The sequence below is a fragment of the Streptomyces humidus genome, from assembly GCF_014649655.1.
Lineage (GTDB): Bacteria > Actinomycetota > Actinomycetes > Streptomycetales > Streptomycetaceae > Streptomyces > Streptomyces humidus.
Window position 1 is genome coordinate 128,108 of record NZ_BMTL01000003.1, and the last position, 21,598, is coordinate 149,705.

The window sequence follows — 21,598 nt, forward strand, 5'->3', positions numbered from 1 at the left end:
CTCGAACGGGTGAATTTGAGAGGCCGCTCGGAGGTGCGGGCGTGGCCGTCGGGGGTCGTGCGGGGTTGCGGCGGCGGACCGGTGAGGGTGATGCGGGGCGATGCCGGGGTGGGTGTCGAGTTCGGCTTCGTTGTGGACGGCGAGGACGGCGAGGACGGGGGCGTGGGGGCCGTACGGGGGGTTGCGGGCGGGGTGGTCATACGTCCCGCCTTGTCACGGCTTTCCCTTTTCCCTGGGCGGAGTTGACCGTGCCGGTCACCAGATCGCAACCTCTTGGACCTGTTGCGGTCGGTGGTGTCCGCGTCAGAATCTACGCGCGTCATTGACCCTTCCCCCGAGGAGTACGAGACATGCCGTTGAACCGCCGGAAGTTCCTGAAGAAGTCCGCTGTGACCGGGGCGGGGGTGGCGATCGCGGGTGCGGTGGCGGCTCCGTCGGCGCAGGCCGCGGCCGGGCAGGGGGCGAGGCCGGGCCGGGGGGCGAAGCGGTACGCGCTGACGGTGATGGGGACGACGGACCTGCATGGTCATGTCTTCAACTGGGATTATTTCAAGGACGCGGAGTACAAGGACGCGGCGGGCAACGCGCAGGGTCTGGCGCGTATCTCGACGCTGGTGAACCGGATCCGGGCGGAGAAGGGGCGCGAGAACACGCTGCTGCTGGATGCGGGTGACACGATCCAGGGGACTCCGCTGACGTATTACTACGCGAAGGTGGATCCGATCACCGCTGTGGGCGGTCCGGTGCATCCGATGGCGCAGGCGATGAACGCGATCGGGTATGACGCGGCGGCGCTGGGCAATCACGAGTTCAACTACGGGATCGAGACGCTGCGTAAGTTCGAGTCGCAGTTGCGGTTCCCGTTGCTCGGGGCGAACGCGGTGGACGCGAAGACGTTGCGGCCGGCGTTCGCGCCGTATGTGATGAAGACGTTCTGTGTGAAGGGCGCGCCGCCGGTGAAGGTGGCGGTTCTCGGGTTGACGAATCCGGGTATCGCGATCTGGGACAAGGCGTACGTGCAGGGGAAGCTGGCGTTCCCGGGTCTTGAGGAGCAGGCGGCGAAGTGGGTGCCGAGGTTGAAGTCGCTGGGTGCGGATGTGGTGATCGTGTCGGCGCATTCGGGGTCGTCGGGTACGTCGTCGTACGGTGATCAGTTGCCGTATGTGGAGAATTCGGCGGCTCTGGTGGCGCAGCAGGTGCCGGACATCGATGCGATTCTGGTTGGGCATGCGCATGTGGAGATTCCGGAGCTGAGGGTCGTCAACGCGAAGTCGGGGAAGACGGTGGTGCTGTCGGAGCCGTTGGCTTATGCGGAGCGGTTGTCGGTGTTCGATGTGGAGCTGGTGTTCGGGAAGGGGCGGTGGTCGGTCGAGTCGGTGTCGTCGAGGGTTCTTAACTCGAACACCGTTGCGGATGATCCGAAGATCACGAAGTTGTTGAGTGACGAGCATGCGAAGGTCGTCGGTTACGTCAACCAGGTGGTGGGTACGGCGACGGAGACGTTGACGACGGTGGAGGCGCGGTACAAGGACGCGCCGATCATCGATCTGATCACGAAGGTGCAGGAGGACGTCGTCAAGGCGGCGTTGGCGGGTACGTCGTATGCGTCGTTGCCGGTGATCGCGCAGGCGTCGCCGTTCTCGCGGACGTCGGAGATTCCGGCGGGTCAGGTGACGATCCGGGATCTGTCGGGTCTGTATGTGTATGACAACACGCTGGTGGCGAAGTTGCTGACGGGTGCGCAGGTGCGGGCGTATCTGGAGTATTCGGCGGAGTATTTCGTGCAGACGGCGGTGGGTGCGGTGGTGGACGTGGAGAAGCTGACGAACGCGAACAACCGGCCGGATTACAACTACGACTATGTGTCGGGGTTGTCGTACGACATCGACATCGCGCGGGCGGCGGGTTCGCGGATCAGGAATCTGACGTTCGGCGGGGTGGCGTTGGATGACGCGCAGCAGTTCGTGCTGGCGGTGAACAATTATCGGGCCAATGGTGGTGGGGCGTTCCCGTATGTGGCGTCGGCGCAGGAGTTGTGGTCGGAGTCGACGGAGATCCGTACGCGGATTTCGGAGTGGGTGACGGCGAAGGGTGTGCTGGATCCGAAGGATTTCGCCTCGGTGGACTGGAAGTTGACGCGTGACGGTACGCCGGTTTTCTAGGGGTTGCGCGGTGGCGTAGCACGGTGGGCGGTGGGCGGTGTTTCGTGCGGTGGTCGGGGCGGCCGCCGTGTGGGCACCGCCTTTTCGCGTCGGTCGGCGGTCGGCTGGGTCTGTGGGCCGGTGTCTAGCGGCGGTCGACGAGTGGGGTGAGGGTGGGGGCCTGTCGGGCCGGTGGGACGCGGTGGTGTGGTTGTTGGAGGCCGAAGGTGGTGAAGGCGGTGCGGGTGGGGAGGGGGTAGGGCTCTTCGGCGGTGAGGGTGTTGAGGATGGTGGCGCTGCGCCAGGCGGTGAGGCCGAGGTCGGGGGCGCCTACGCCGTGGGTGTGGCGTTCGGCGTTCTGGACGTAGACGTGGCAGCCGGTGGCGGTGACGGCCGGGTCGAGGAGGAGGCGGAAGTGTGTGTCGATGCGGGGGCGTTCGCTGTTGTCGCGGCGGATGTAGGGGTCGAGGCCGGCGAGGATGCGGTCGAGGGGTCGTTCGCGGTGGCCGGTGGCGAGGACGACGGCGTCGGTGGTGAGGCGGGTGCGGGTGTTCTGCTGGATGTGTTCGAGATGGAGTTCGATTCTGGTGGTGGCGATGCGTCCCGCGGTGCGGACGCGGACGCCGGGGGTGAGGACGGTGTCGGGCCAGTCGCCGTCGAGGGTGCGGCGGTAGAGCTCGTCGTGGATGGCGGCGAGGGTGCCTGCGTCGATGCCTTTGTGGAGTTGCCACTGGGCGTCGGTGAGCAGGTCTCGGACGTTTTCGGGGAGGGCGTGGAAGTAGCGGGTGTAGTCGGGGGTGAAGTGTTCGAGGCCGAGTTTGGAGTACTCCATGGGGGCGAACGCGTGGGTGCGGCCGATCCAGTGGAGTCGTTCGCGGCCGGTGGGGCGGTGGCGGAGGAGGTCGAGGAAGATCTCGGCGCCGGACTGTCCTGAGCCGACGACGGTGATGTGGCCGGCGGCGAGGAGGGTGTCGCGGTGGGTGAGGTAGTCGGCGGCGTGGACGACGGGGACGCCGGGTGCGTCGACGAGGGGGCGCAGGGGATCGGGGACGTGGGGCTCGGTGCCGATGCCGAGGACGACGTTGCGGGTGTGGGTGCGGCCCAGGGCTTCGGCTTCGCCGTCGGCGTCGAGTTGGGTGTGGTCGACCTCGAAGACCTCGCGTTCGGGGTTCCAGCGGACGGCGTCGACCTGGTGGCGGAAGTGGAGTCCGGGGAGGTTGTCGGCGACCCAGCGGCAGTAGGCGTCGTATTCGGCGCGGTGGGTGTGGAAGCGCTCGGCGAAGTAGAAGGGGTAGAGGCGGTGGTGGGTTCTGAGGTAGTTGAGGAAGGTCCAGGGGCTGGTGGGGTCGGCGAGGGTGACGAGGTCGGCGAGGAAGGGGACCTGGACGCGGGCGCCGTCGATGAGGAGGCCGGGGTGCCAGTCGAAGCGGGGGCGTTGTTCGTAGAAGACGGCGTCGAGTCGGGCGAGGGGGTGGGCGAGGGCGGCGAGGGAGAGGTTGCTGGGGCCGACGCCGATGCCGACGAGGTCGCGGGGGGTGTCGGTGTCGTGGGGTGGGGGCGTGCTCATGTGGGGGTGTTTCCTTCCACCAGGTGCAGCAGGGCGGTCAGGTCTGCGGGGCGGGTGTGGGGGTTGAGGAGGGTGGCTTTGAGCCAGAGGCGGCCGTCGAGGCGGGCGCGGCCGAGGACGGCCCGGCCGTCGGTGAGGAGGCGGCGGCGGGTTTCGGCGACGGCCGCGTCGGTGGCGTGGGCGGGGCGGAAGAGGACGGTGCTGATGGTGGGCGGGGCGCGGAGTTCGAGGCGGGGGTGGGCGGCGATGAGGTCGGCGAAGTCGCCGGCGAGGTCGCAGACCTGGTCGACGAGGGCGCCGAGGCCGGTGCGGCCGAGGGTCTTGAGGGTGGCGGCGATCTTGAGGATGTCCGGGCGGCGGGTGGTGCGCAGGGAGCGGCCGAGGAGGTCGGGGAGGCCGGCGTCGGTGTCGTCGTCGGCGTTGAGGTAGTCGGCGCGGTGGTGCAGGGCGGTGAGGTCGTGGGGGTCGCGGACGGCGAGGAGGCCGGCGGCGGCGGGTTGCCAGCCGAGTTTGTGCAGGTCGAGGGTGACGGTGTGGGCGGTGTCGAGGCCGGTGAGTCTGGGGCGGTGGCGGTCGCTGAAGAGGAGTCCGCCTCCGTAGGCGGCGTCGATGTGGAGGCGGGCGCCGTGGGTGCGGCACAGGGCGCTGATGGCGGGGAGAGGGTCGATGAGGCCGGCGTCGGTGGTGCCTGCGGTGGCTGCCACGACGACGGGCGGGTGGGGGTCGGGTCGGGTGGTGAGGGCGTGGTGGAGGGCGGTGGGGTCGAGGGTGCCGGTGGGGGTGGGGAGGATGAGGGGTTCGGGGAGGCCGAGGAGCCAGGCGGCGCGGGGCAGGGAGTGGTGGGCGTTGGCTCCGCAGACGAGGGTCAGGGTGGGGCCGTGGGTTTCGCGGGCGAGGAGGAGGGCGAGTTGGTTGGCTTCGGTGCCGCCGGTGGTGACGAGGGCGTCGGTGAGGCCGGCGTGGGCGGCGAGGGCCCGGGTGACGAGCGTTTCGAGCGCGGAGGCGGCGGGGGCCTGGTCCCAGGAGTCGAGGGAGGGGTTGAGGGCGGACGCGGCGAGGTCGGCGGCGGTGGCGACGGCGAGAGGTGGGCAGTGCAGGTGGGCGGTGCAGTGGGGGTGGGCGGGGTCGGCGGAGCCTTCGGTGAGGGCGCGGACGAGAGTGTGGAGGGCGTCGGGGTCGCCGTCGGTGGGCAGGATGTCGCCCACGGTGTCTTCGAGTCGGGCGGTCACGGCGCGGGGTCCGCCGGCGGGGAGGGGGCCGCCGCGTGAGCGGGCGCCTGCCGCGAGGGCGTCGAGGACGGTCGCGAGCAGCGGCCTGAGGGCTTCGGGTCCTTGGGGGCCCGAGGCGAGGGGCGGCGTGCTCATGGGGCTTCTCCGGGCTGGTGCGGGGCAGCGGGATTCCAGCTTGTACGGGGTCGGCGCGGGCGCGCCCGGAAGCCCGGGGATCGGTACTCGAAAGGGGGTACTCCCGTAGGGGGAACCCGGTGGGGGCGTGCGCCGGGCCGAGCTGCGCCGGGCCCGGTTGCGGGGCCCGGCTGTGAGGGGCCCGGGTGCGGAGGGCCCGGCTGCAGGGGTCCGGTCGGCGTCTCGGCCCGCCGCGCGGAACGGGCACGGGGTCCCTGGTTCAAGCGCGGATCAGTGGTGACCGGCGGTCCGCAGGCCGGTCACGCACGGTCCGGCGGACGGCCACGGGCGGTCCGCCGGTCGGTCAAGGATGACGCGACAGCCGGTCACGGGCGGAGCTGCCGACCGGTCACGGGCGGAGCTGCCGGTCGGGGTTGCGGACTCGCAGGGCCCTGGTGAGGTCGTCGAGTTGGTCGATGAGTTTGCGGCGCAGGGCCGGGGTGGGTCCGGCGGTCGCGAGGCACCGTTCGCCCAGGCTCAGGGTCTCGGGGTCGACGGCGTGGGCGGGGAACGCCCAGCGTCCTATGGCCTCGGCGATGGCGGGGCCGCGACGGGCCGCGACGGTGACGGCGTCCTCGAAGAAGCGGGGGACGTAGTCGCTGACGAGGTCGGCCTGTTCGGGCTGCCAGAAGCCCTGGGCGGTGGCGTTGAAGAGGTAGTTGGAGAGGCCGTCGGAGGAGAACATGGCCGCCCAGGCCTGTTCCTTGGCGTCCGCGTCGGGGAGGGAGGCGCGGCAGCGGGCTGCGCCTTCCCGGCCGGTGGCGGAGGGGTCGTCGGCGAGTTCGGCGGCGATGGCGTCGGCGTCGGTGGCGCCGAGGACAGCGAGCCGGGCGAGGACGCGCCAGCGCAGGTCGGGGTCGAGTTCGGGGCCTCCGGGGACGGTGCCGTCGGCGAGCCAGGCGGCGATGGTGTCGGGGTGGGCGGCGACGGCGATGAAGTGGCGTACGGCGATGAGGCGCAGGCCGGGGTGGTCGCCGTCCTCGGTGCGGCGGATGAGGTCGCGGCAGAGGGTGGCGAGGGTGGCGAGGGCGGCGGGGCGCTGCTCGGGAGTGACGTAGCGGTCGGCGATCTGGCCGGCGGCGAAGGCGAGGACGCCTTGGGTGACGGCGAGGTCGGTTTCCTGTGGGAGGTGGGCGCGGGCTGTGTCGAGGTAGGCGCCGGGGGCGAGTTCGCCGTCGCGGACGGCGTCGCGCAGTGCGTTCCAGACGACGGCGCGGGTGAGGGGGTCGGGCAGGCCGGAGAGGTTGCTGCGGACGGTGGCGAAGGACTCGGGGTCGAAGCGGATCTTGGTGTAGGTGAGGTCGCCGTCGTTGAGCAGGAGGAGGGCGGGGAGTTTGCCGATGGGCTGGGGGTCGCTCTGCGGGACGTCGACTTCGAGGCGTCGGCGCAGGGTGAGGTGGCGGCCTTCGTCGGCGAGGTCGAGGTCGTAGAGGCCGACGGCGACGCGGTGGGGGCGGCTGCCGTGGTGGGCGACGGTCAGGGTGCGGTCGCCGTTGGCGCCGCTGACGGTGGGGGTGAGGGTGTCGACGCCGGTGGTGCGCAGCCAGGCGTCGGCCCAGGCGTGGACGTCGCGGTCGGTGTGGGCGGCGAGGGAGTCGATGAAGTCGGCGAGGGTGGCGTTGGCGAACCGGTGCCGGGCGATGTGGGTGTTGATGCCGGCGAGGAACTGTTTCTCGCCGAGCCAGGTGACGAGCTGGCGCAGGGCGGAGGCGCCCTTGGCGTAGGAGATGCCGTCGAAGTTGAGCAGGGCGGAGGCGGTGTCGTCGACGTTCTCGGGGGCGACGGGGTGGGTGGAGGGGCGTTGGTCGGCGTCGTAGCCCCAGGCCTTGCGGACGACGCCGAAGTCGGTCCAGGTGTCGGTGAAGCGGGTGGCCTCGGTGAGGGTCTGGTAGCCCATGTACTCGGCGAAGGACTCGTTGAGCCAGATGTCGTCCCACCACTGGAGGGTGACGAGGTCGCCGAACCACATGTGGGCCATCTCGTGGGCGATGACCATGGCGCGGGTCTGGCGTTCGGTGTCGGTGACGGCGGAGCGGTAGACGAAGTCGTCGCGGAAGGTGACGAGGCCGGGGTTCTCCATGGCGCCGGCGTTGAACTCGGGGACGAAGGCCTGGTCGTAGGAGTCGAAGGGGTAGGGCTCTTCGAACTTCTCGTGGTAGCGGTCGTAGCAGGCGCGGGTGATGTCGAGGAGTTCGTCGGCGTCGGCGTCGAGGTAGGGGGCCAGGGAGCGGCGGCAGTGCAGGGCGAAGGGCAGTCCGCGGTGTTCGGTGCGCACGGTGTGCCAGGGGCCGGCGGCCACGGCGACGAGGTAGGTGGAGACGAGGGGGGTGGGGGCGGCCTGCCAGCGGCCTCGGCCGAGGTGTTCGGTGATGCCGTTGGCGAGGACGGTCCAGTTCTCGGGGGCTTTCACCGTCACGTCGAAGACGGCTTTGAGGTCGGGCTGGTCGAAGGCGGCGAAGACGCGCTGGACGTCGTTCATGAACAGCTGGGTGTAGACGTAGGTCTCGCCGTCGGTGGGGTCGGTGAAGCGGTGCATGCCCTCGCCGGTGCGGGAGTAGCGCATGTCCGCCCGGACGCGCAGTTCGTGCTCTCCGGCGGTGAGGCCGTCGAGGGCGATGCGTCCGTCGTCGAGCGTCCCGGGGCGGAGGGGCTCGCCGTCGAGGGTGACGGAGTGCAGGGTGTCGGGCCTGACCTCGACGAAGGTGTCCCCGTTGGCGCGCGCGGCGAACCGGATGACGGTGACGGACTCGAAGGTCTCGTCGCCGGTCGTCAGGTCGAGCTCGATGGTGTAGCGGTGGACGTCGAGGAGCTTGGCACGGCTTAGCGCTTCGTCGCGCGTCAGTACGGACATGCACGACATGCTGCCTGATACCGCAGGCCGGGCACAGGGGCGGATCGGTACGCGCGTTATGTCGCTTCTCGCGCCGGAGCGTCCGGCCGGTCAGCCGCTCGCGGGGGCGGCGGTGTCGTCGGCGATGCGCTCGTGGTGGCGGATGACCTCGGCGATGATGAAGTTCAGGAACTTCTCGGCGAACGCGGGGTCGAGTTTGGCGTTCTCGGCGAGGGCGCGCAGCCGTTCGATCTGGCGGGCTTCGCGGGTGGGGTCGGCGGGGGGCAGCTGGTGGCGTGCCTTGAGGTGGCCGACCTGCTGGGTGGCCTTGAAGCGTTCGGCGAGCATGTGGACGACGGCGGCGTCGATGTTGTCGATGCTGTCGCGGAGCCGGGCGAGCTCTTCGCGTACGGCGGGGTCGACGGCGGTCGCGGTGGCGTCGCCGGTCGGGGTGTTGCTGGTGGGGGTGTTGCTGGTGGTCATGGGCGATCACCCTAGGGCATGCCTTCGCGGGGGGACGCGCGGCCCGTACAGTGGAATCGGGTGCACGCGTCCTGGGGGTGTTGGCGTGGCCGACGGCGGACCGGTCGAGCACGGTTTTCCGCATCTGGAGACGGTGCGGGCGGCTGTCACGGCCTTGTACCGGCGGTTGTCGTACGACACCGTCCAGCAGTTCGCGACGAGTGTGCCGCCGGCCGACGTGGCGTTCTGCGACACGGATGACCTGCATCTGGGGGCGCAGCGGGTGGCGCGTGAGCTGGTGCGGCATTTCCGGTTGCCGGACGCGCGGATGATCGTGGCGTTCCGCGAGATGCAGCATGCGGCGAACGTGGAGCTGACGGCGGGCCCGGAGTACTTCGTGGAGTTGAACGACCGCTTCCGGGGGCATCGGCGGGACATCGGGGCGGCTCTGGCGCACGAGATCATGCATGTGTATCTGCACCGGGTGGATCTGTCGTTCCCGGGGACGCGGGACAACGAGATCCTCACGGACACGGCGACGACGTATCTGGGGGCGGGCTGGCTGCTGCTGGACGCGTACCGGGAGGACGGGGCGTCGTCGCAGAAGCTGGGGTATCTCACGCCGGAGGAGTTCGGGTACGTGCTGGCGAAGCGGTCGCTGGCGTTCGGTGAGGATCCGTCGGTGTGGTTCACCAGTGCGCAGGCGTACACGGCGTACGAGCGGGGGCTGGAGCGGGCCCGTCGTGACGAGCGGCAGCCTCCGCTGACGGCGGCGGGCTGGTCGGGCCGGCGGCGGTACGCCCGTGACCGTCGTCAGGCTCAGGGCCACGGGCAGGGGCAGGGGTATGGGCGGGGGTACGGGTCCGGGGAGGCTGTGGGGGATGTGCCGTACGCGTTCGCGGCGGATCCGGCCGGGCCGTTGCGGGTGACGTTCCCGTGTCCCACCTGCCATCAGCGGATCCGGGTGCCGGTGCGGGGCCGGGTGCGGGCCCGGTGCGGGCTGTGCCGCACGGTGCTGGAGTGCGACACGTAGGCGGACGCGCGCGGGGCGGTCGGGCGTGGGGGTAGACGACGGTCGGTTGTGGTGGGCGGTCGGGGCCGGTGGTGATCAGTGGCCGTCGGCGGTGGGTGGGCGTCGGCGGTGGTCCGGGGTTCAGGTTCCGTAGACGGCTCCCGGGGGTGGCGCCAGGGCCAGCAGTTCCTGTACGGCCTCCCCCAGCTCGGCCGGGTCCCACCGCGCTCCCTTGTCGAGGGCGGGGCCGGGCCGCCAGCCCTCCATGACGGTGATCCGTCCGCCCTCGGTCTCGAAGACGCGCCCGGTGACGCCTTCGCTCGCGGCCGAGCCGAGCCAGACGACGAGCGGGGAGACGTTCTCGGGGGCCATGGCGTCGAATCCGGTGGCAGGGGCGGCCATGGTCTCGGCGAAGGCGCGCTGCGTCATGCGGGTGCGGGCGGCGGGGGCGATCGCGTTGACCTGGACGCCGTAGCGGGCGAGTTCGGCGGCGGCGACGAGGGTCAGGGCGACGATGCCGGCCTTGGCGGCGCTGTAGTTGCCCTGTCCGACGGAGCCGAGGAGCCCGGCGCCGCTGGAGGTGTTGACGATCCGGGCGTGGGGTGTGCGGCCGGCCTTGTGCTCGGCGCGCCAGTGTGCGGCGGCGTGTTTCAGGGGGAGGAAGTGGCCTTTGAGGTGGACGCGCAGGACGGCGTCCCAGTCGTCCTCGTCGAGGTTGACGAGCATGCGGTCGCGCAGGAACCCGGCGTTGTTGACGAGGGTGTCGAGGCGGCCGTAGGCCTCCAGGGCGGTCGTGACGAGGGATGCGGCGCCCTCGGGGGTGGCGATGTCGCCGCCGTGGGCGATCGCCTCTCCGCCGGCCGCGCGGATCTCGGCGACCACGGCGGCGGCCGGGCCGTCCGAGCGGAGGACGCCGGGGGTGCCGGTGGAGCCCGGGGTGTGGCGGGTGCCGGTGGGGCCCGGGGTGTGGGGGGTGCCGTCCAGGGTGACGCCGAGGTCGTTGACGACGACGCGGGCTCCCTGTGCGGCGAAGGCGAGGGCGTGGGCGCGTCCGAGGCCGCGCCCGGCTCCGGTGACGACGACGACCCTTCCGTCGCAGATTGCGCTCATCTCAGGTCTCCTTGTTGGCCGTTGCGGCGTCGAGGAAGGCGGGCCGTTCGCCGCCTCCATGGATGAGCAGGCTCGCTCCGCTGATGTAGCGGGCCGCGTCGGAGGCGAGGAAGACGGCCGCGGCGCCGACGTCGGCGGGCTCGGCGAGCCGGCCGAGGGGGACGGTGCGGGCGACGGCCCGCAGACCGTCGTCGCCGCCGTAGTGGAGATGGCTCCGTTCGGTGCGGACCATGCCGACGACCAGGGTGTTCACCCGCACCCGGGGGGCCCATTCCACGGCCATGGAGCGGGCGAGGCTCTCCAGGCCGGCCTTGGCCGCGCCGTATGCGGCGGTCCCGGGTGAGGGGCGGGCGCCGCTGACGCTGCCGATCATCAGGACGGATCCCCGGGTGTGGGCGAGGTGGTCGTGGGCGGCCAGGGAGACGGTCAGGGGGGCGAGGAGGTTGAGTTCGATGACGCGTGCGTGCCGTCGGGCGTCGGCGTGGGCGAGGGGGCGGTAGGGGGCGCCGCCGGCGTTGTTGACGAGGACGTCCAGTCGGGGCAGGTCGGCGAAGAAGGCCCGCACGGCGTCGGCGTCGCACACGTCGAGCGGGATGAACCGGGCCTGGTCGAGGGGGGTCCGCGGCGGGCGTCGGGCGCAGACGACGACGTCGGCGCCCGCGTGGGCGAGGGCGTGCGCGATCCCGGCGCCCACGCCTCGGGTGCCTCCGGTGACGACGGCGACCTTCCCGTTCAGCTCCATTCGCTGCTACCTTCCACCTAACAAACGTTTGGTGGAAAGGTAGCTGATGCTTCCATGGGTGTCTCCACCTCGTCCCCGGAAAAGGGGATTTCGCTGGTCCTCGTGGACTTCCCGCCGGTGAACGCGCTGCCGGTGACCGGCTGGTTCGCCCTGGCGGACGCGGTGCGCGCGGCCGGCCGTGATCCGGCGACGCGGTGCGTGGTGCTCGCTGCCCGAGGGCGGGGGTTCAACGCGGGCGTCGACATCAAGGAGATCCAGGCGCGGGGCGGGGAGGCGCTCGTCGGAGCCAACCGCGGCTGCTTCGAGGCTTTCGCGGCGGTGTACGAGTGCGAGGTCCCGGTGGTGGCGGCGGTGCGGGGCTTCTGTCTGGGCGGCGGGGTCGGCCTGGTGGGCAATGCGGACGTGATCGTGGCGAGCGAGGACGCCGTGTTCGGGCTGCCCGAGCTGGACCGGGGCGCGCTGGGCGCGGCCACGCATCTGGCCCGGCTGGTGCCCCAGCATCTGCTGCGGGCGCTGTACTACACCGCGCGCACGGTCTCGGCGGCCGAGTTGCACGCGCACGGCTCGGTGTGGCGGGTGACGCCCCCGGACGAACTGGAGTCGGCCGCGCTGGAGCTGGCGCGGGAGATCGCCGCGAAGGACGGTGAGCTGCTGCGGCTGGCGAAGGCGGCTCTCAACGGCATCGACCCGGTGGACGTGCGCCGCAGCTACCGCTTCGAGCAGGGCTTCACCTACGAGGCGAGCGTCGGCGGGGTCGCCGACCGGGTTCGCGACACCTTCGGCTCGGGAGCCGGCGAGAGGGGTTCGGGTGAGTGACAAGACGATGAGCGCCGACGAGGCCGTCTCCCGTCTGGAGAGCGGCATGACCGTCGGCATCGGCGGGTGGGGCTCGCGCCGCAAGCCTATGGCCCTGGTGCGGGCGCTGCTGCGTTCGCCGGTCACCGACCTCACGGTGGTCTCGTACGGCGGTCCGGACGTCGGCATGCTCGCGGCGGCCGGACGCATCCGCAGGCTGGTCGCCGCGTTCGCCACGCTCGACTCGATCCCTCTCGAACCGCACTACCGCGCGGCCCGTGAGCGGGGCGCCTTCGAGCTGACGGAGGTCGACGAGGCGATGTTCATGTGGGGGCTGCGCGCGGCCGCGCACCGGCTGCCGTTCCTGCCGGTGCGTGCGGGCCTGGGCTCGGACGTGATGCGGGTCAACCCCGGGCTGCGGACGGTGACGTCGCCTTACGAGGACGCGGAGACGTTCGTGGCCATGCCGGCCCTGCGGCTGGACGCGGCCCTGGTGCACGTCAACCGGGCCGACCGGCGGGGCAACGGCCAGTATCTGGGCCCGGACCCGTACTTCGACGACCTCTTCTGCGAGGCCGCCGACGCGGCGTACGTCAGCTGCGAACGGATCGTCGACACCGCGGAGTTGACGAAGGAGGCGGCGCCGCAGTCGCTGCTGATCAGGCGGCACTCGGTGACGGGCGTCGTCGAGGCGCCCCACGGGGCGCACTTCACGTCCTGCGCTCCCGACTACGGCCGGGACGAGGCCTTCCAGAGGCGGTACGCGACCACGCCGTGGCCGGAGTTCTCGGCCCGGTTCCTCGCCGGGGACGAACAGGCTTACCGTGCGGCGGCCGGGGAGGCGACGTGAGCGCGGTGACTCGGGCGGAGTACTGCGTCGTCGCCTGCGCGGAGGCGTGGCGGGGGGCGGGTGAGATCCTGGCGAGCCCGATGGGCGTGATCCCGTCGGTCGGCGCGAGGCTCGCCCGGCGCACGTTCTCGCCGGAGCTGTTGCTGACGGACGGTGAGGCTCTGCTCGTCGACCCCGACGGCACAGTGGAGGGCTGGCTGCCGTACCGCCTGCATCTGGCGCTGGTCACCGGGGGCCGGCGGCACGTGATGATGGGCGCGAGCCAGATCGACCGGTACGGCAACCAGAACATCTCCTGCATCGGCGACTGGGCGAAGCCGGTGCGCCAGCTCCTCGGTGTGCGGGGTGCGCCGGTCAACACCTTGAACAATCCGACCAGTTACTGGGTTCCCCGGCATTCGCGGCGGGTGTTCGTCGAGAAGGTGGACATGGTGTGCGGGGTCGGCTACGACCGTGCGGCCGGTGCGCGTCATCACCGTATCCCGCGGGTCGTCTCCGACCTCGGCGTCTTCGACTTCGCCACCCCCGACCGGTCGATGCGGCTGGCCTCGCTGCATCCGGGGGTGAGCGTCGAGCAGGTCCGTGAGGCGACGGCCTTCGAGCTCGTGGTCCCGCCCGAGGTGCCGTACACGCGCGAGCCGACGGCTGCGGAGCTGCGGTTGATCCGCGAGGTGATCGACCCGGACGGAGCCCGCGCGCGGGAGGTCGCCGGGTGATGGAGACGGCACTGACCCGGCTGGTCGGGGTGCGCCATCCGATCGTGCAGACCGGCATGGGATGGGTGGCGGGTCCGCGCCTGGTGTCGGCGACGGCGAACGCGGGGGCGCTGGGCGTCCTGGCCTCCGCCACGATGACCCTGGACCAGCTGCGGGCGGCGGTGCGGGAGGTGAAGGCGCGTACGGACGCGCCGTTCGGCGTCAATCTGCGGGCCGACGCGGCGGACGCGGGCGAGCGGGTGCGGATCGTCGTCGACGAGGGGGTGCGGGTGGCGTCCTTCGCGCTCGCGCCGTCCCGCGAGCTGATCGCCGAGCTCAAGGCGGCGGGCGTCGTCGTCATCCCGTCGGTCGGGGCCCGTCGGCACGCCGAGAAGGTCGTCGCGTGGGGGGCGGACGCGGTGATCGTGCAGGGCGGCGAGGGCGGCGGCCACACCGGCGAGGTGGCCACGACGGTGCTGCTGCCGCAGGTGGTGGACGCCGTGGACGTCCCGGTCGTGGCGGCCGGCGGGTTCTTCGACGGGCGGGGGCTGGTGGCGGCGCTGGCGTACGGGGCGGCGGGCGTGGCGATGGGCACCCGGTTCCTGCTGACGTCGGACTCGCCGGTCCCGGACGCGGTGAAGGCCCGGTATCTGGCGGCGGCGGTGCGGGACGTCGTCGTCACCCGGGCGGTGGACGGCCTTCCGCACCGCATGCTGCGCTCGGAGCTGGTCGGCGCCCTGGAGGACGCGGGGCGGGCCAGGGCCCTGCTGCGGGCGGTGCGGCACGCGGCCGCGTTCCGCAGGCTGTCGGGTCTGACCTGGGGGCAGATGGTCCGCGACGGGCTGGCGCTGCGTCACGGCAAGGATCTCTCCTTCAGTCAGGTGCTGCTGGCCGCGAACACGCCGATGCTGCTGCGGTCAGCGATGGTGGAGGGGCGCACGGATGCGGGAGTGATGGCCTCCGGGCAGGCCGCCGGGGTGATCGGCGACCTGCCGTCGTGCGCGGAGCTGGTCGAGCGTGTCATGCGGGAGGCGGCGGACCGGCTGACGGCCCTGAGCACCGTGCGGCCCGCCCGCTGACGGGCCCGCCGCCGCACCGCGCCCCTCTCACAGCCGCTCGATGATGGTCACGTTGGCCTGGCCGCCGCCCTCGCACATCGTCTGGAGGCCGTAGCGGCCGCCGGTGCGTTCCAGTTCGTGCAGGAGGGTCGTCATCAGCTTCGCGCCGGTCGCGCCGAGGGGGTGGCCGAGGGCGATCGCGCCGCCGTTGACGTTGACCCTCTCCGGGTCCGCGCCGGTCTCCTTCAGCCAGGCCAGGACGACGGGCGCGAAGGCCTCGTTGATCTCGACGAGGTCGATGTCGTCGATCGTGAGGCCGGTCTTCTTCAGGGCGTGCGCGGTGGCCGGTATCGGGGCGGTGAGCATGCGGATGGGGTCCTCGCCGCGCACGGAGAGGTGGTGGACGCGGGCCCGGGGCCGCAGCCCGTGTGCGCGGACGGCGTCCTCGGAGGCCAGCAGCAGGGCGGCCGCCCCGTCGGAGACCTGCGAGGAGCAGGCAGCGGTGACGGTGCCGCCGTCGATGACGGGCTTGAGCGCGGCCATCTTCTCCAGGGAGGTGTCCCGGCGGGGGCCCTCGTCGGCGGTGACCTGCCCGTGGGCGACGGTCTCGCGCGTGAAGCGGCCCTCGTCGAGGGCGCGGACGGCGCGCCGGTGCGAGCGCAGCGCGAACTCCTCCTGGTCCTGGCGGGTGATGCCCCACTTGGCGGCGATCATCTCCGCGCCGGCGAACTGGTTGACGGGCCGGTTCCCGTACCGGGCGCGCCATCCCTCGCTGCCCGCGAAGGGGCCCTGGGTGAAGCCGAGCGGTTCGGCGGCCTGGCGGGTGGCGAAGGCGATCGGGATCTGCGACATGTTCTGCACGCCGCCCGCGACCACCAGGTCCTGTGTTCCGGACAGCACGCCCTGCGCGGCGAAGTGCACGGCCTGCTGCGAGGAGCCGCACTGGCGGTCCACGGTCACGCCCGGCACCTCCTCGGGCAGTCCCGCGGCCAGCCAGCAGGTCCGCGCGATGTCCCCGGCCTGCGGTCCGACGGCGTCCAGGCAGCCGAAGACGACGTCCTCGACGGCCGCGGGGTCGACGCCCGCGCGCGAGACGAGTTCCTTGAGCACGTGCGCCCCGAGATCGGCCGGGTGCACCCCGGACAGACCTCCTGCGCGCCGCCCCACGGGCGTACGGACCGCTTCGACGATGTAGGCCTCGGCCATGGCAACTCCCTCAGGGAAAGGGGCACTTGCTGGGACTGTTCACCTGCGGCTGTTCACTGCGGTTGTGCGCGTGCGGCTGTTCGCGTGCGGTTCTTCGCGTGCGGTTCTTCGCGTGCGGTGCTTCGCGTGCGGTTCTTCGCGTGCGGCTGTTCGCTCACGGCTCCTTGCTCACGGCGATCCCGTCGAGCACCATCGACAGGTACTGCCGGGCGATCTCGTCCGGGCTGTGCTGCCCGCCGGGCCGGTACCAGGACGCGGCGACCCAGACGGTGTCGCGGACGAAGCGGTAGGTGAGCCGCACGTCGAGGTCGGCGCGGAAGACCTGCTCCGCGACGCCGCGTTCCAGCGTGGACAGCCACGCCTTCTCGAACCTGCGCTGCGACTCGGCGAGGAACGCGAACCGTTCGTGCGCGACGAGCTGACGGCTCTCCTTCTGGTAGATCGCCACGGCGGCGCGGTGCCGGTCGATCTCCCGGAACGACTCGGTGACCAGCGCCTCGAGCGTCTCGCGGGGGCCCTCGCCGGCGGCCAGGACGGCGTCGTAGCCGTCCCACAGCTCGTCGAGGAAGGTGCGCAGGATCTCTTCGAGCATCGACTCCTTGGAGTCGAAGTGGTAGTAGAGGCTGCCCGCGAGCATGCCCGCGTGGTCGGCGATCTTGCGCACGGTGGTGGCGTTGTAACCCTGCTCGGCGAAGACCTCGGCGGCCGTCTCGAGCAGTTCGCCGCGGCGCGCGGGCGCGGCGGTCACCTGGGGCTTCTTCTTGGTCGGCACGGGTCCATTGTGGGCTGCTCCGGTCGTCAGGCGTGCTGGCTGCTGACGGCGACGACCTCGCCCGTCATGTACGAGGAGTAGTCCGAGGCCAGGAAGACGATCACGTTGGCCACCTCCCAGGGCTGCGCGTACCGCCCGAAGGCCTCGCGTTCGGTGAGCTCCGCGAGCAGTTCGGGCGTGGTGACCTTCACCAGGTGCGGGTGCATGGCCAGGCTCGGCGAGACGGCGTTGACCCGTACCCCGTAGGCGGCCGCCTCGACGGCCGCGCAGCGGGTCAGGGCCATCACGCCCGCCTTCGCGGCGGCGTAGTGCGCCTGTCCGGCCTGGGCGCGCCAGCCGACGACGGAGGCGTTGTTGACGATGACGCCGCCGCCGCTCGTCCGCATCAGCCGCAGGGCGGCCCTGGTGCACCGGAAGGTGCCGTTCAGCGTGACGTCCAGGACCCGTGTCCACTGTTCGTCGCTCATGTCGGCCAGGGGTGCGGTTCCGCCCAGTCCGGCGTTGTTGACGACGACGTCGAGGCGGCCGTGTGCCGCGACGGCGGCGTCGAACAGGGCTCGCACCTGGCGCTCGTCGGTGACGTCGCAGGGCAGGGCCGTCACCGCCGCCGGGCCGAACTCCTCGGCGAGCTCGGCCTCGTGGGCCTTGAGCCGGCGCGGGTGGGCGTCGCTGATCAGGACGCGGGCGCCTTCTTCGAGGAAGCGGCGCGCGGTGGCTCCGCCGATGCCCGCGCCGGCCGCCGCGGTGATCACCGCGGTGCGTCCGTCGAGCAGCGCGTGCCCGGGAACGTACGGCGGACCCTCGACGTTCGTCATGACAGCACGCTAACCTACCAAACACTTGTTAGGGAAGAACGTTCGGGAAAGAGGGTGGCCGTGGACCTCGCACACTCCCCCGCCGACGAGGCGTTCCGCGCCGAGGCCCGGGCCTGGCTGCACGCGCACGTGCCGGCGCGGCCGCTGCCGTCCCTGGAGACCGCCGAGGGCTTCGCCGCGCACCGCGCGTGGGAGGCGGAGCTGGCCGCGGACGGCTGGTCGGCGGTGAACTGGCCGACCCGCTACGGCGGCCGGGACTGCGGGCTGACGCGCTGGCTGCTGTTCGAGGAGGAGTACTGGGCGGCGGGCGCCCCCGGCCGGGTCGGCCAGAACGGCGTGAGCCTGCTCGCGCCCACCCTGTTCGACCACGGCACCGAGGAGCAGCGTTCCCGCGTGCTGCCCGCGATGGCCGCCGGCGAGGTCGTCTGGGCGCAGGCCTGGTCGGAGCCCGAGGCCGGCTCGGACCTGGCGGCGCTGCGCGCCAGGGCGGTCCGCGCGGACGGCGGCTGGCTGCTGAGCGGCCAGAAGGCGTGGTCCTCGCGCGCGGCCTTCGCCGACCGTGCCTTCGGCCTGTTCCGTACCGATCCCGACGCCGGCGCACCGCACCGGGGCCTCGGTTACTTCATGTTCGACCTGCGGGCCCCCGGCGTCACCGTCCGCCCCGTCGGCCGCCTCGACGGGAAACCGGCCTTCGCCGAGCTGTTCCTGGACGAGGTGTTCGTGCCGGACGAGGACGTGATCGGGCGGCCGGGCGAGGGCTGGCGCATCGCGATGTCGACGGCGGCCAACGAGCGCGGGCTCACCCTGCGCTCCCCCGGCCGCTTCCTCGCGTCGGCCGAGCGGCTGCATGCCCTGTGGCAGGACCGGGGCAGTCCGCCCGGTGCGGCGAACCGGGTGGCCGACGCCCTGATCGGCGCCCGGGCGTACCAGTTGTTCACCTGGGCGGCCGCGTCCCGCTTCCTGGCCGGCGAGCGGCTCGGCCCGGAGTCGAGCCTGAACAAGGTGTTCTGGTCGGAGTACGACATTGCGCTGCACGAGACGGCGCTGGACCTGCTGGGCGAGGACGGGGAGCGTGGCGACACGGACTGGTCCGAGCGGTACGTCTTCTCCCTCGCCGGGCCGATCTACGCGGGCGCCAACGAGGTCCAGCGCGACATCGTCGCCGAGCGCCTGCTCGGCCTGCCGAAGGGACGGCGGACATGACCGCGTCGCGGGCGCCCGCGCCGATGAGGTTCCTGCTCGACGCCGAACAGCGGGCGTTCGCGCGGTCGCTGGACGCGATGCTGGGCGCGGCGGGCACCGCGGCGGCGGTCCGTGACTGGAGCCGCGGGGACCACGGGCGCGGGCGCGCGCTGTGGTCCCGGATCGCCGACGCGGGGGTCTTCGCCCTGGCGGTCCCCGAGAAGCACGACGGGTTCGGGCCCCGGCCGGTGGAGCTGGCGGTGGCCTTCGTGGAGCTGGGGCGGCACGCCGTTCCGGGCCCGCTGGTGGAGACGGTCGCCGCGGCGGCCCTGCTGCGCGACCCGGGGCCCGCCGGGCGGTTCCTCGCGGCGCTGGCCTCGGGCCGGTCGACGGCGACGGTGGCCCGCGAGGGTTCCTACGCCCTGGACGGCGACGCGGCCACGCTCCGGCTGGCCCTGGGCGCCGACGGCCTGCGGCTCGCCCCCGGGCACGGCCCGGTGCGGCCGTCCCTGGACCCCGCCCGTCGTCTCACCCGGCTGCTGCCGGGCGGCGAACTCCTGACTCCGGCCCCGGCCGTGGACGACGCGCTGCTGTGGGCCCGGCTCGCCACCGCCGCCCAGGCCCTCGGCGTCGGTCTGGCGCTGCTGGAGCGGACGGTGGCCCATGTCGGCCGGCGCGTCCAGTTCGGGGTGCCCATAGGCTCGTTCCAGGCAGTCAAGCACCGGCTGGCCGATGTGAAGATCGCCCTGGAGTTCGCCCGTCCCCTGGTGCTGGGGGCCGCCGTGACGATGTCGGCCGCGGACGTCGCGGCGGCGAAGGCGAGCGCGGGCGAGGCGGCGTACGCGAGCGCGCGCGCCGCGCTCCAGCTGCACGGCGCGATCGGCTACACGGCGGAGTACGACCTGTCGCTCTGGCTCACCAAGGCCCGCGCCCTGCGCACGGCCTGGGGCACGCCGGACGAGTGCCGGGCGGAGGTGCTGCGCGCCCACGGATAGCCTCAGGCGGTCACCTTGGCGAGGAACGCGGCGAGGTTGGCCACGGTGCGTTCGATCTTCTCCTCCAGTGTGATCGTCTCGTGCAGGCGGGCCCCGGCGCCCGCGTCCCGCTTGCCCCGCACGTACAGGGAGCAGGCGAGGTCGCTGCAGATGTAGGCGCCCACGGAGTTGCCCTGCTGGCCGGCTCTGCCCGCCTTGGGCGCGACCATCAGGGAGACGCCGCCGGAGTGGGTGGTCAGGCACATCGTGCACATGCTGCGCCGGGCCTGCCCGGAGCCGGAGTGGGTCGAGCGCAGCTGGAGGGCTCTGGGCCGGCCGTCCAGTTCCATGACGAGGTAGGCGCGGTCGGGGGCCTGGGGGTCCCGCCAGCCGAGGTAGTCGAGGTCGTCCCAGGGCCGGTCGGCCAGGTCGCGCGGCACGGACAGGCGCTTCGCCTCGCCCTTGGTGCAGTTGACGAATGCGGCGCGGATCTCTTGTTCGGTCAGCGGCTTCATGTCAGGCAGGCTAATTTGCCTAAATGCTTTAGGCAAATACTTATTCTGCTACGGGTGGCGCATAATGGCCATCGGCAGGAGGCTCGCTGCGTCGAGCGACGGATCCAGGCGGGAGACGAGCATGGGGCGCGTGGGGCTGAGCACGGAACGCCTGGTCCGGGCGGGCGCGGAACTCGCCGACGAGGTCGGCTTCGACCAGGTGACCGTGTCGGCGCTGGCCAGGCGCTTCGACGTCAAGGTCGCGAGCCTGTACTCGCATGTGAGGAACTCCGACGACCTGCGGACCCGGATCGCCCTGCTGGCGCTGGCCGAGCTCGCCGACCGGGGCGACGTCGCGCTGGCCGGGCGGGCGGGCAAGGACGCCCTGACCGCGCTGGCCGACGTCTACCGCGACTACGCCCGTGAGCACCCCGGCCGCTATGCCGCGGCCCAGCTGCGGCTGGACCCCGAGGCGGCGGCCGCGAGCGCGGGCGGCCGGCACGCCCGTATGACCCGCGCGATCCTGCGCGGCTACGACCTCGCCGAGCCGGACCAGACGCACGCCGTCCGCCTGCTGGGCAGCGTCTTCCACGGCTACGTCAGCCTGGAGCTGGGCGGCGGGTTCAGCCACAGCGCCCCCGACACCGAGGAGACCTGGACGCGGATCCTGGACGCCCTCGACGTGCTGCTGCGCAACTGGCCGCCCGAGCGGTGAGGGGCCGGGACGGGGCGGACCCGGCTACGCCGTGACGATCCCCCGGGCCCGCGCGGCCGTCAGCCACTTCGGGAACTCGCTCACCAGCCGGTCGTACAGCTCCGCGTCCGAGACCGTGCGCGGATCCGAACCGGCGTGGAAGAAGCCGGCGTTGTCGACGGCCCGCTTCGCCGGGACGGGCAGGTCGTCGAGCCTGCGCAGGAAGTCGAACTGCTTGCTGCCCCGGTCGCCGAAGCCGATGAACTGCCAGAACAGCGGCAGCTTCGAGGCCTTGCACAGATAGCGTTCGGCGGCGAGCTTGTTGATCGGGCCGCCGTCGGTCTGGAAGACGACGAGCGCGGGGTCCTTCGAGCCGCTGTCGAGGTAGTGGTCGATGACGGCGTCCATGGCCAGGTGGTAGCTGGTCCTGCCCATGTGTCCGAGCCCGGCCACGATCCGGTCCACCCGCCCCCGGTGGTCGGCGAGTTCGACGTCGGTGACGGCGTCGACGTCGGTGGAGAAGAAGACGACCGGCACCCGCCCGTCGTCGTCGAGATGGGCCGACAGCCCCAGCACCCGGTCGGCGAGGGCCTGCACGCTGCCGTCCTGGTAGTACGGCTTCATCGACCCCGAGTAGTCGACGACGAGATAGACGGCGGCCCGCTGCCCGGCGAGACCGTGCGCGGCGAGGGACACCCCGGCCTTCTTGTAGAGGTCGACCAGCGCGGGCGCGGTCTGCTGGACCTTGGTGAGACTGATCGCGGGCATGGCGCACAGCCTCCCACAACCGCCAGGG

Annotated in this window: 20 protein-coding genes; 9 read left to right on the plus strand and 11 right to left on the minus strand. The window is 72.2% G+C overall.

Annotation, left to right across the window (positions count from 1 at the left end):
* Positions 1-350 precede the first annotated feature (350 nt).
* Positions 351-2,162: a bifunctional metallophosphatase/5'-nucleotidase gene (locus tag IE239_RS04020; protein ID WP_190147836.1), complete on the plus strand. Its 1,812-nt coding sequence runs from the start codon at positions 351-353 to the stop codon at positions 2,160-2,162.
* A 124-nt stretch (positions 2,163-2,286) separates the two neighbouring features.
* Here the strand turns inward: IE239_RS04020 and IE239_RS04025 are convergent, their stop codons facing one another.
* The 4 genes from IE239_RS04025 to IE239_RS04040 form a co-directional block, all read right to left on the minus strand.
* Positions 2,287-3,708: a lysine N(6)-hydroxylase/L-ornithine N(5)-oxygenase family protein gene (locus tag IE239_RS04025; protein ID WP_190147837.1), complete on the minus strand. Its 1,422-nt coding sequence runs from the start codon at positions 3,706-3,708 to the stop codon at positions 2,287-2,289.
* Positions 3,705-5,072: a pyridoxal phosphate-dependent decarboxylase family protein gene (locus IE239_RS04030; RefSeq protein WP_190147838.1), complete on the minus strand. Its 1,368-nt coding sequence runs from the start codon at positions 5,070-5,072 to the stop codon at positions 3,705-3,707. The genes IE239_RS04025 and IE239_RS04030 overlap by 4 nt, the downstream gene beginning before the upstream one ends.
* A gap of 388 nt (positions 5,073-5,460) precedes the next feature.
* On the minus strand, positions 5,461-7,962 hold the full coding sequence (gene pepN / locus IE239_RS04035; RefSeq protein ID WP_190147839.1) for an aminopeptidase N: 2,502 nt from the start codon (positions 7,960-7,962) through the stop codon (positions 5,461-5,463).
* 90 nt (positions 7,963-8,052) lie between these two features.
* Complete coding sequence (locus IE239_RS04040; protein ID WP_190147840.1) at positions 8,053-8,424, minus strand: chorismate mutase; 372 nt, start codon at positions 8,422-8,424, stop codon at positions 8,053-8,055.
* 85 nt (positions 8,425-8,509) lie between these two features.
* On the opposite strand from IE239_RS04040, the gene IE239_RS04045 reads away from it, so the two are divergent.
* On the plus strand, positions 8,510-9,436 hold the full coding sequence (locus IE239_RS04045) for a hypothetical protein (protein WP_190147841.1): 927 nt from the start codon (positions 8,510-8,512) through the stop codon (positions 9,434-9,436).
* 120 nt (positions 9,437-9,556) lie between these two features.
* Here IE239_RS04045 and IE239_RS04050 read toward each other — a convergent pair whose 3' ends face one another.
* A complete protein-coding gene (locus IE239_RS04050; RefSeq protein WP_190147842.1) occupies positions 9,557-10,525 on the minus strand; it encodes an SDR family oxidoreductase in 969 nt (322 codons plus the stop codon).
* A 1-nt stretch (position 10,526) separates the two neighbouring features.
* Entirely contained in the window at positions 10,527-11,267 is a 741-nt protein-coding gene (locus IE239_RS04055) for an SDR family oxidoreductase (RefSeq protein WP_190147843.1), read from the minus strand.
* A 54-nt stretch (positions 11,268-11,321) separates the two neighbouring features.
* Between IE239_RS04055 and IE239_RS04060 the strand changes: the two genes are divergently transcribed.
* Genes IE239_RS04060 through IE239_RS04075 form a run of 4 tightly spaced genes read left to right on the plus strand, consistent with a single transcriptional unit; the run spans position 11,322 to position 14,686 of the window.
* A complete protein-coding gene (locus IE239_RS04060) occupies positions 11,322-12,083 on the plus strand; it encodes an enoyl-CoA hydratase family protein (protein ID WP_190147844.1) in 762 nt (253 codons plus the stop codon).
* The gene (locus IE239_RS04065) at positions 12,076-12,912 is read left to right on the plus strand and encodes a CoA transferase subunit A (RefSeq protein WP_190147845.1); all 837 of its coding nucleotides are present in this window, start codon (positions 12,076-12,078) and stop codon (positions 12,910-12,912) included. Before IE239_RS04060 ends, IE239_RS04065 begins: the two co-directional genes overlap by 8 nt.
* A complete protein-coding gene (locus tag IE239_RS04070) occupies positions 12,909-13,628 on the plus strand; it encodes a CoA-transferase subunit beta (protein ID WP_190147846.1) in 720 nt (239 codons plus the stop codon). Before IE239_RS04065 ends, IE239_RS04070 begins: the two co-directional genes overlap by 4 nt.
* Positions 13,628-14,686, plus strand: a complete 1,059-nt coding sequence (locus tag IE239_RS04075) for an NAD(P)H-dependent flavin oxidoreductase (RefSeq protein WP_190147847.1) — start codon at positions 13,628-13,630, stop codon at positions 14,684-14,686. Before IE239_RS04070 ends, IE239_RS04075 begins: the two co-directional genes overlap by 1 nt.
* A gap of 27 nt (positions 14,687-14,713) precedes the next feature.
* Here IE239_RS04075 and IE239_RS04080 read toward each other — a convergent pair whose 3' ends face one another.
* The 3 genes from IE239_RS04080 to IE239_RS04090 all read right to left on the minus strand — a co-directional run bounded on the left by IE239_RS04080 (position 14,714) and on the right by IE239_RS04090 (position 17,458).
* Positions 14,714-15,871: an acetyl-CoA C-acetyltransferase gene (locus IE239_RS04080; protein ID WP_190147848.1), complete on the minus strand. Its 1,158-nt coding sequence runs from the start codon at positions 15,869-15,871 to the stop codon at positions 14,714-14,716.
* A 154-nt stretch (positions 15,872-16,025) separates the two neighbouring features.
* Positions 16,026-16,643, minus strand: coding sequence for a TetR/AcrR family transcriptional regulator (locus IE239_RS04085; protein WP_190147849.1), 618 nt, complete (start codon positions 16,641-16,643; stop codon positions 16,026-16,028).
* Positions 16,644-16,669: 26 nt separating this feature from the next.
* Positions 16,670-17,458, minus strand: coding sequence for an SDR family oxidoreductase (locus IE239_RS04090; RefSeq protein ID WP_190147850.1), 789 nt, complete (start codon positions 17,456-17,458; stop codon positions 16,670-16,672).
* Between the two features lie 60 nt (positions 17,459-17,518).
* On the opposite strand from IE239_RS04090, the gene IE239_RS04095 reads away from it, so the two are divergent.
* Both IE239_RS04095 and IE239_RS04100 read left to right on the plus strand, forming a co-directional pair.
* Complete coding sequence (locus IE239_RS04095; protein ID WP_190147851.1) at positions 17,519-18,661, plus strand: acyl-CoA dehydrogenase family protein; 1,143 nt, start codon at positions 17,519-17,521, stop codon at positions 18,659-18,661.
* Positions 18,662-18,684: 23 nt separating this feature from the next.
* Positions 18,685-19,635 carry an acyl-CoA dehydrogenase family protein gene (locus IE239_RS04100; protein ID WP_190148045.1) on the plus strand — a complete coding sequence of 317 codons (951 nt, stop codon included), beginning with the start codon at positions 18,685-18,687 and terminating at the stop codon, positions 19,633-19,635.
* Between the two features lie 2 nt (positions 19,636-19,637).
* Here the strand turns inward: IE239_RS04100 and IE239_RS04105 are convergent, their stop codons facing one another.
* Positions 19,638-20,129, minus strand: coding sequence for an FBP domain-containing protein (locus IE239_RS04105; RefSeq protein ID WP_190147852.1), 492 nt, complete (start codon positions 20,127-20,129; stop codon positions 19,638-19,640).
* A 121-nt stretch (positions 20,130-20,250) separates the two neighbouring features.
* Between IE239_RS04105 and IE239_RS04110 the strand changes: the two genes are divergently transcribed.
* The gene (locus IE239_RS04110) at positions 20,251-20,823 is read left to right on the plus strand and encodes a TetR/AcrR family transcriptional regulator (RefSeq protein WP_190147853.1); all 573 of its coding nucleotides are present in this window, start codon (positions 20,251-20,253) and stop codon (positions 20,821-20,823) included.
* Positions 20,824-20,847: 24 nt separating this feature from the next.
* On the opposite strand, the gene IE239_RS04115 is transcribed toward IE239_RS04110, so the two are convergent.
* On the minus strand, positions 20,848-21,570 hold the full coding sequence (locus IE239_RS04115; RefSeq protein ID WP_190147854.1) for a vWA domain-containing protein: 723 nt from the start codon (positions 21,568-21,570) through the stop codon (positions 20,848-20,850).
* Positions 21,571-21,598: the final 28 nt, after the last annotated feature.

Coding starts and splice junctions, on each gene's coding strand:
- IE239_RS04020 (WP_190147836.1), top strand. CDS start 351: ATGCCGTTGAACCGCCGGAAGTTCCTGAAGAAGTCCGCTGTGACCGGG.
- IE239_RS04025 (WP_190147837.1), bottom strand. CDS start 3,708: ATGAGCACGCCCCCACCCCACGACACCGACACCCCCCGCGACCTCGTC.
- IE239_RS04030 (WP_190147838.1), bottom strand. CDS start 5,072: ATGAGCACGCCGCCCCTCGCCTCGGGCCCCCAAGGACCCGAAGCCCTC.
- pepN (WP_190147839.1), bottom strand. CDS start 7,962: ATGTCCGTACTGACGCGCGACGAAGCGCTAAGCCGTGCCAAGCTCCTC.
- IE239_RS04040 (WP_190147840.1), bottom strand. CDS start 8,424: ATGACCACCAGCAACACCCCCACCAGCAACACCCCGACCGGCGACGCC.
- IE239_RS04050 (WP_190147842.1), bottom strand. CDS start 10,525: ATGAGCGCAATCTGCGACGGAAGGGTCGTCGTCGTCACCGGAGCCGGG.
- IE239_RS04055 (WP_190147843.1), bottom strand. CDS start 11,267: ATGGAGCTGAACGGGAAGGTCGCCGTCGTCACCGGAGGCACCCGAGGC.
- IE239_RS04060 (WP_190147844.1), top strand. CDS start 11,322: ATGGGTGTCTCCACCTCGTCCCCGGAAAAGGGGATTTCGCTGGTCCTC.
- IE239_RS04075 (WP_190147847.1), top strand. CDS start 13,628: ATGGAGACGGCACTGACCCGGCTGGTCGGGGTGCGCCATCCGATCGTG.
- IE239_RS04080 (WP_190147848.1), bottom strand. CDS start 15,871: ATGGCCGAGGCCTACATCGTCGAAGCGGTCCGTACGCCCGTGGGGCGG.
- IE239_RS04090 (WP_190147850.1), bottom strand. CDS start 17,458: ATGACGAACGTCGAGGGTCCGCCGTACGTTCCCGGGCACGCGCTGCTC.
- IE239_RS04100 (WP_190148045.1), top strand. CDS start 18,685: ATGAGGTTCCTGCTCGACGCCGAACAGCGGGCGTTCGCGCGGTCGCTG.
- IE239_RS04105 (WP_190147852.1), bottom strand. CDS start 20,129: ATGAAGCCGCTGACCGAACAAGAGATCCGCGCCGCATTCGTCAACTGC.
- IE239_RS04110 (WP_190147853.1), top strand. CDS start 20,251: ATGGGGCGCGTGGGGCTGAGCACGGAACGCCTGGTCCGGGCGGGCGCG.
- IE239_RS04115 (WP_190147854.1), bottom strand. CDS start 21,570: ATGCCCGCGATCAGTCTCACCAAGGTCCAGCAGACCGCGCCCGCGCTG.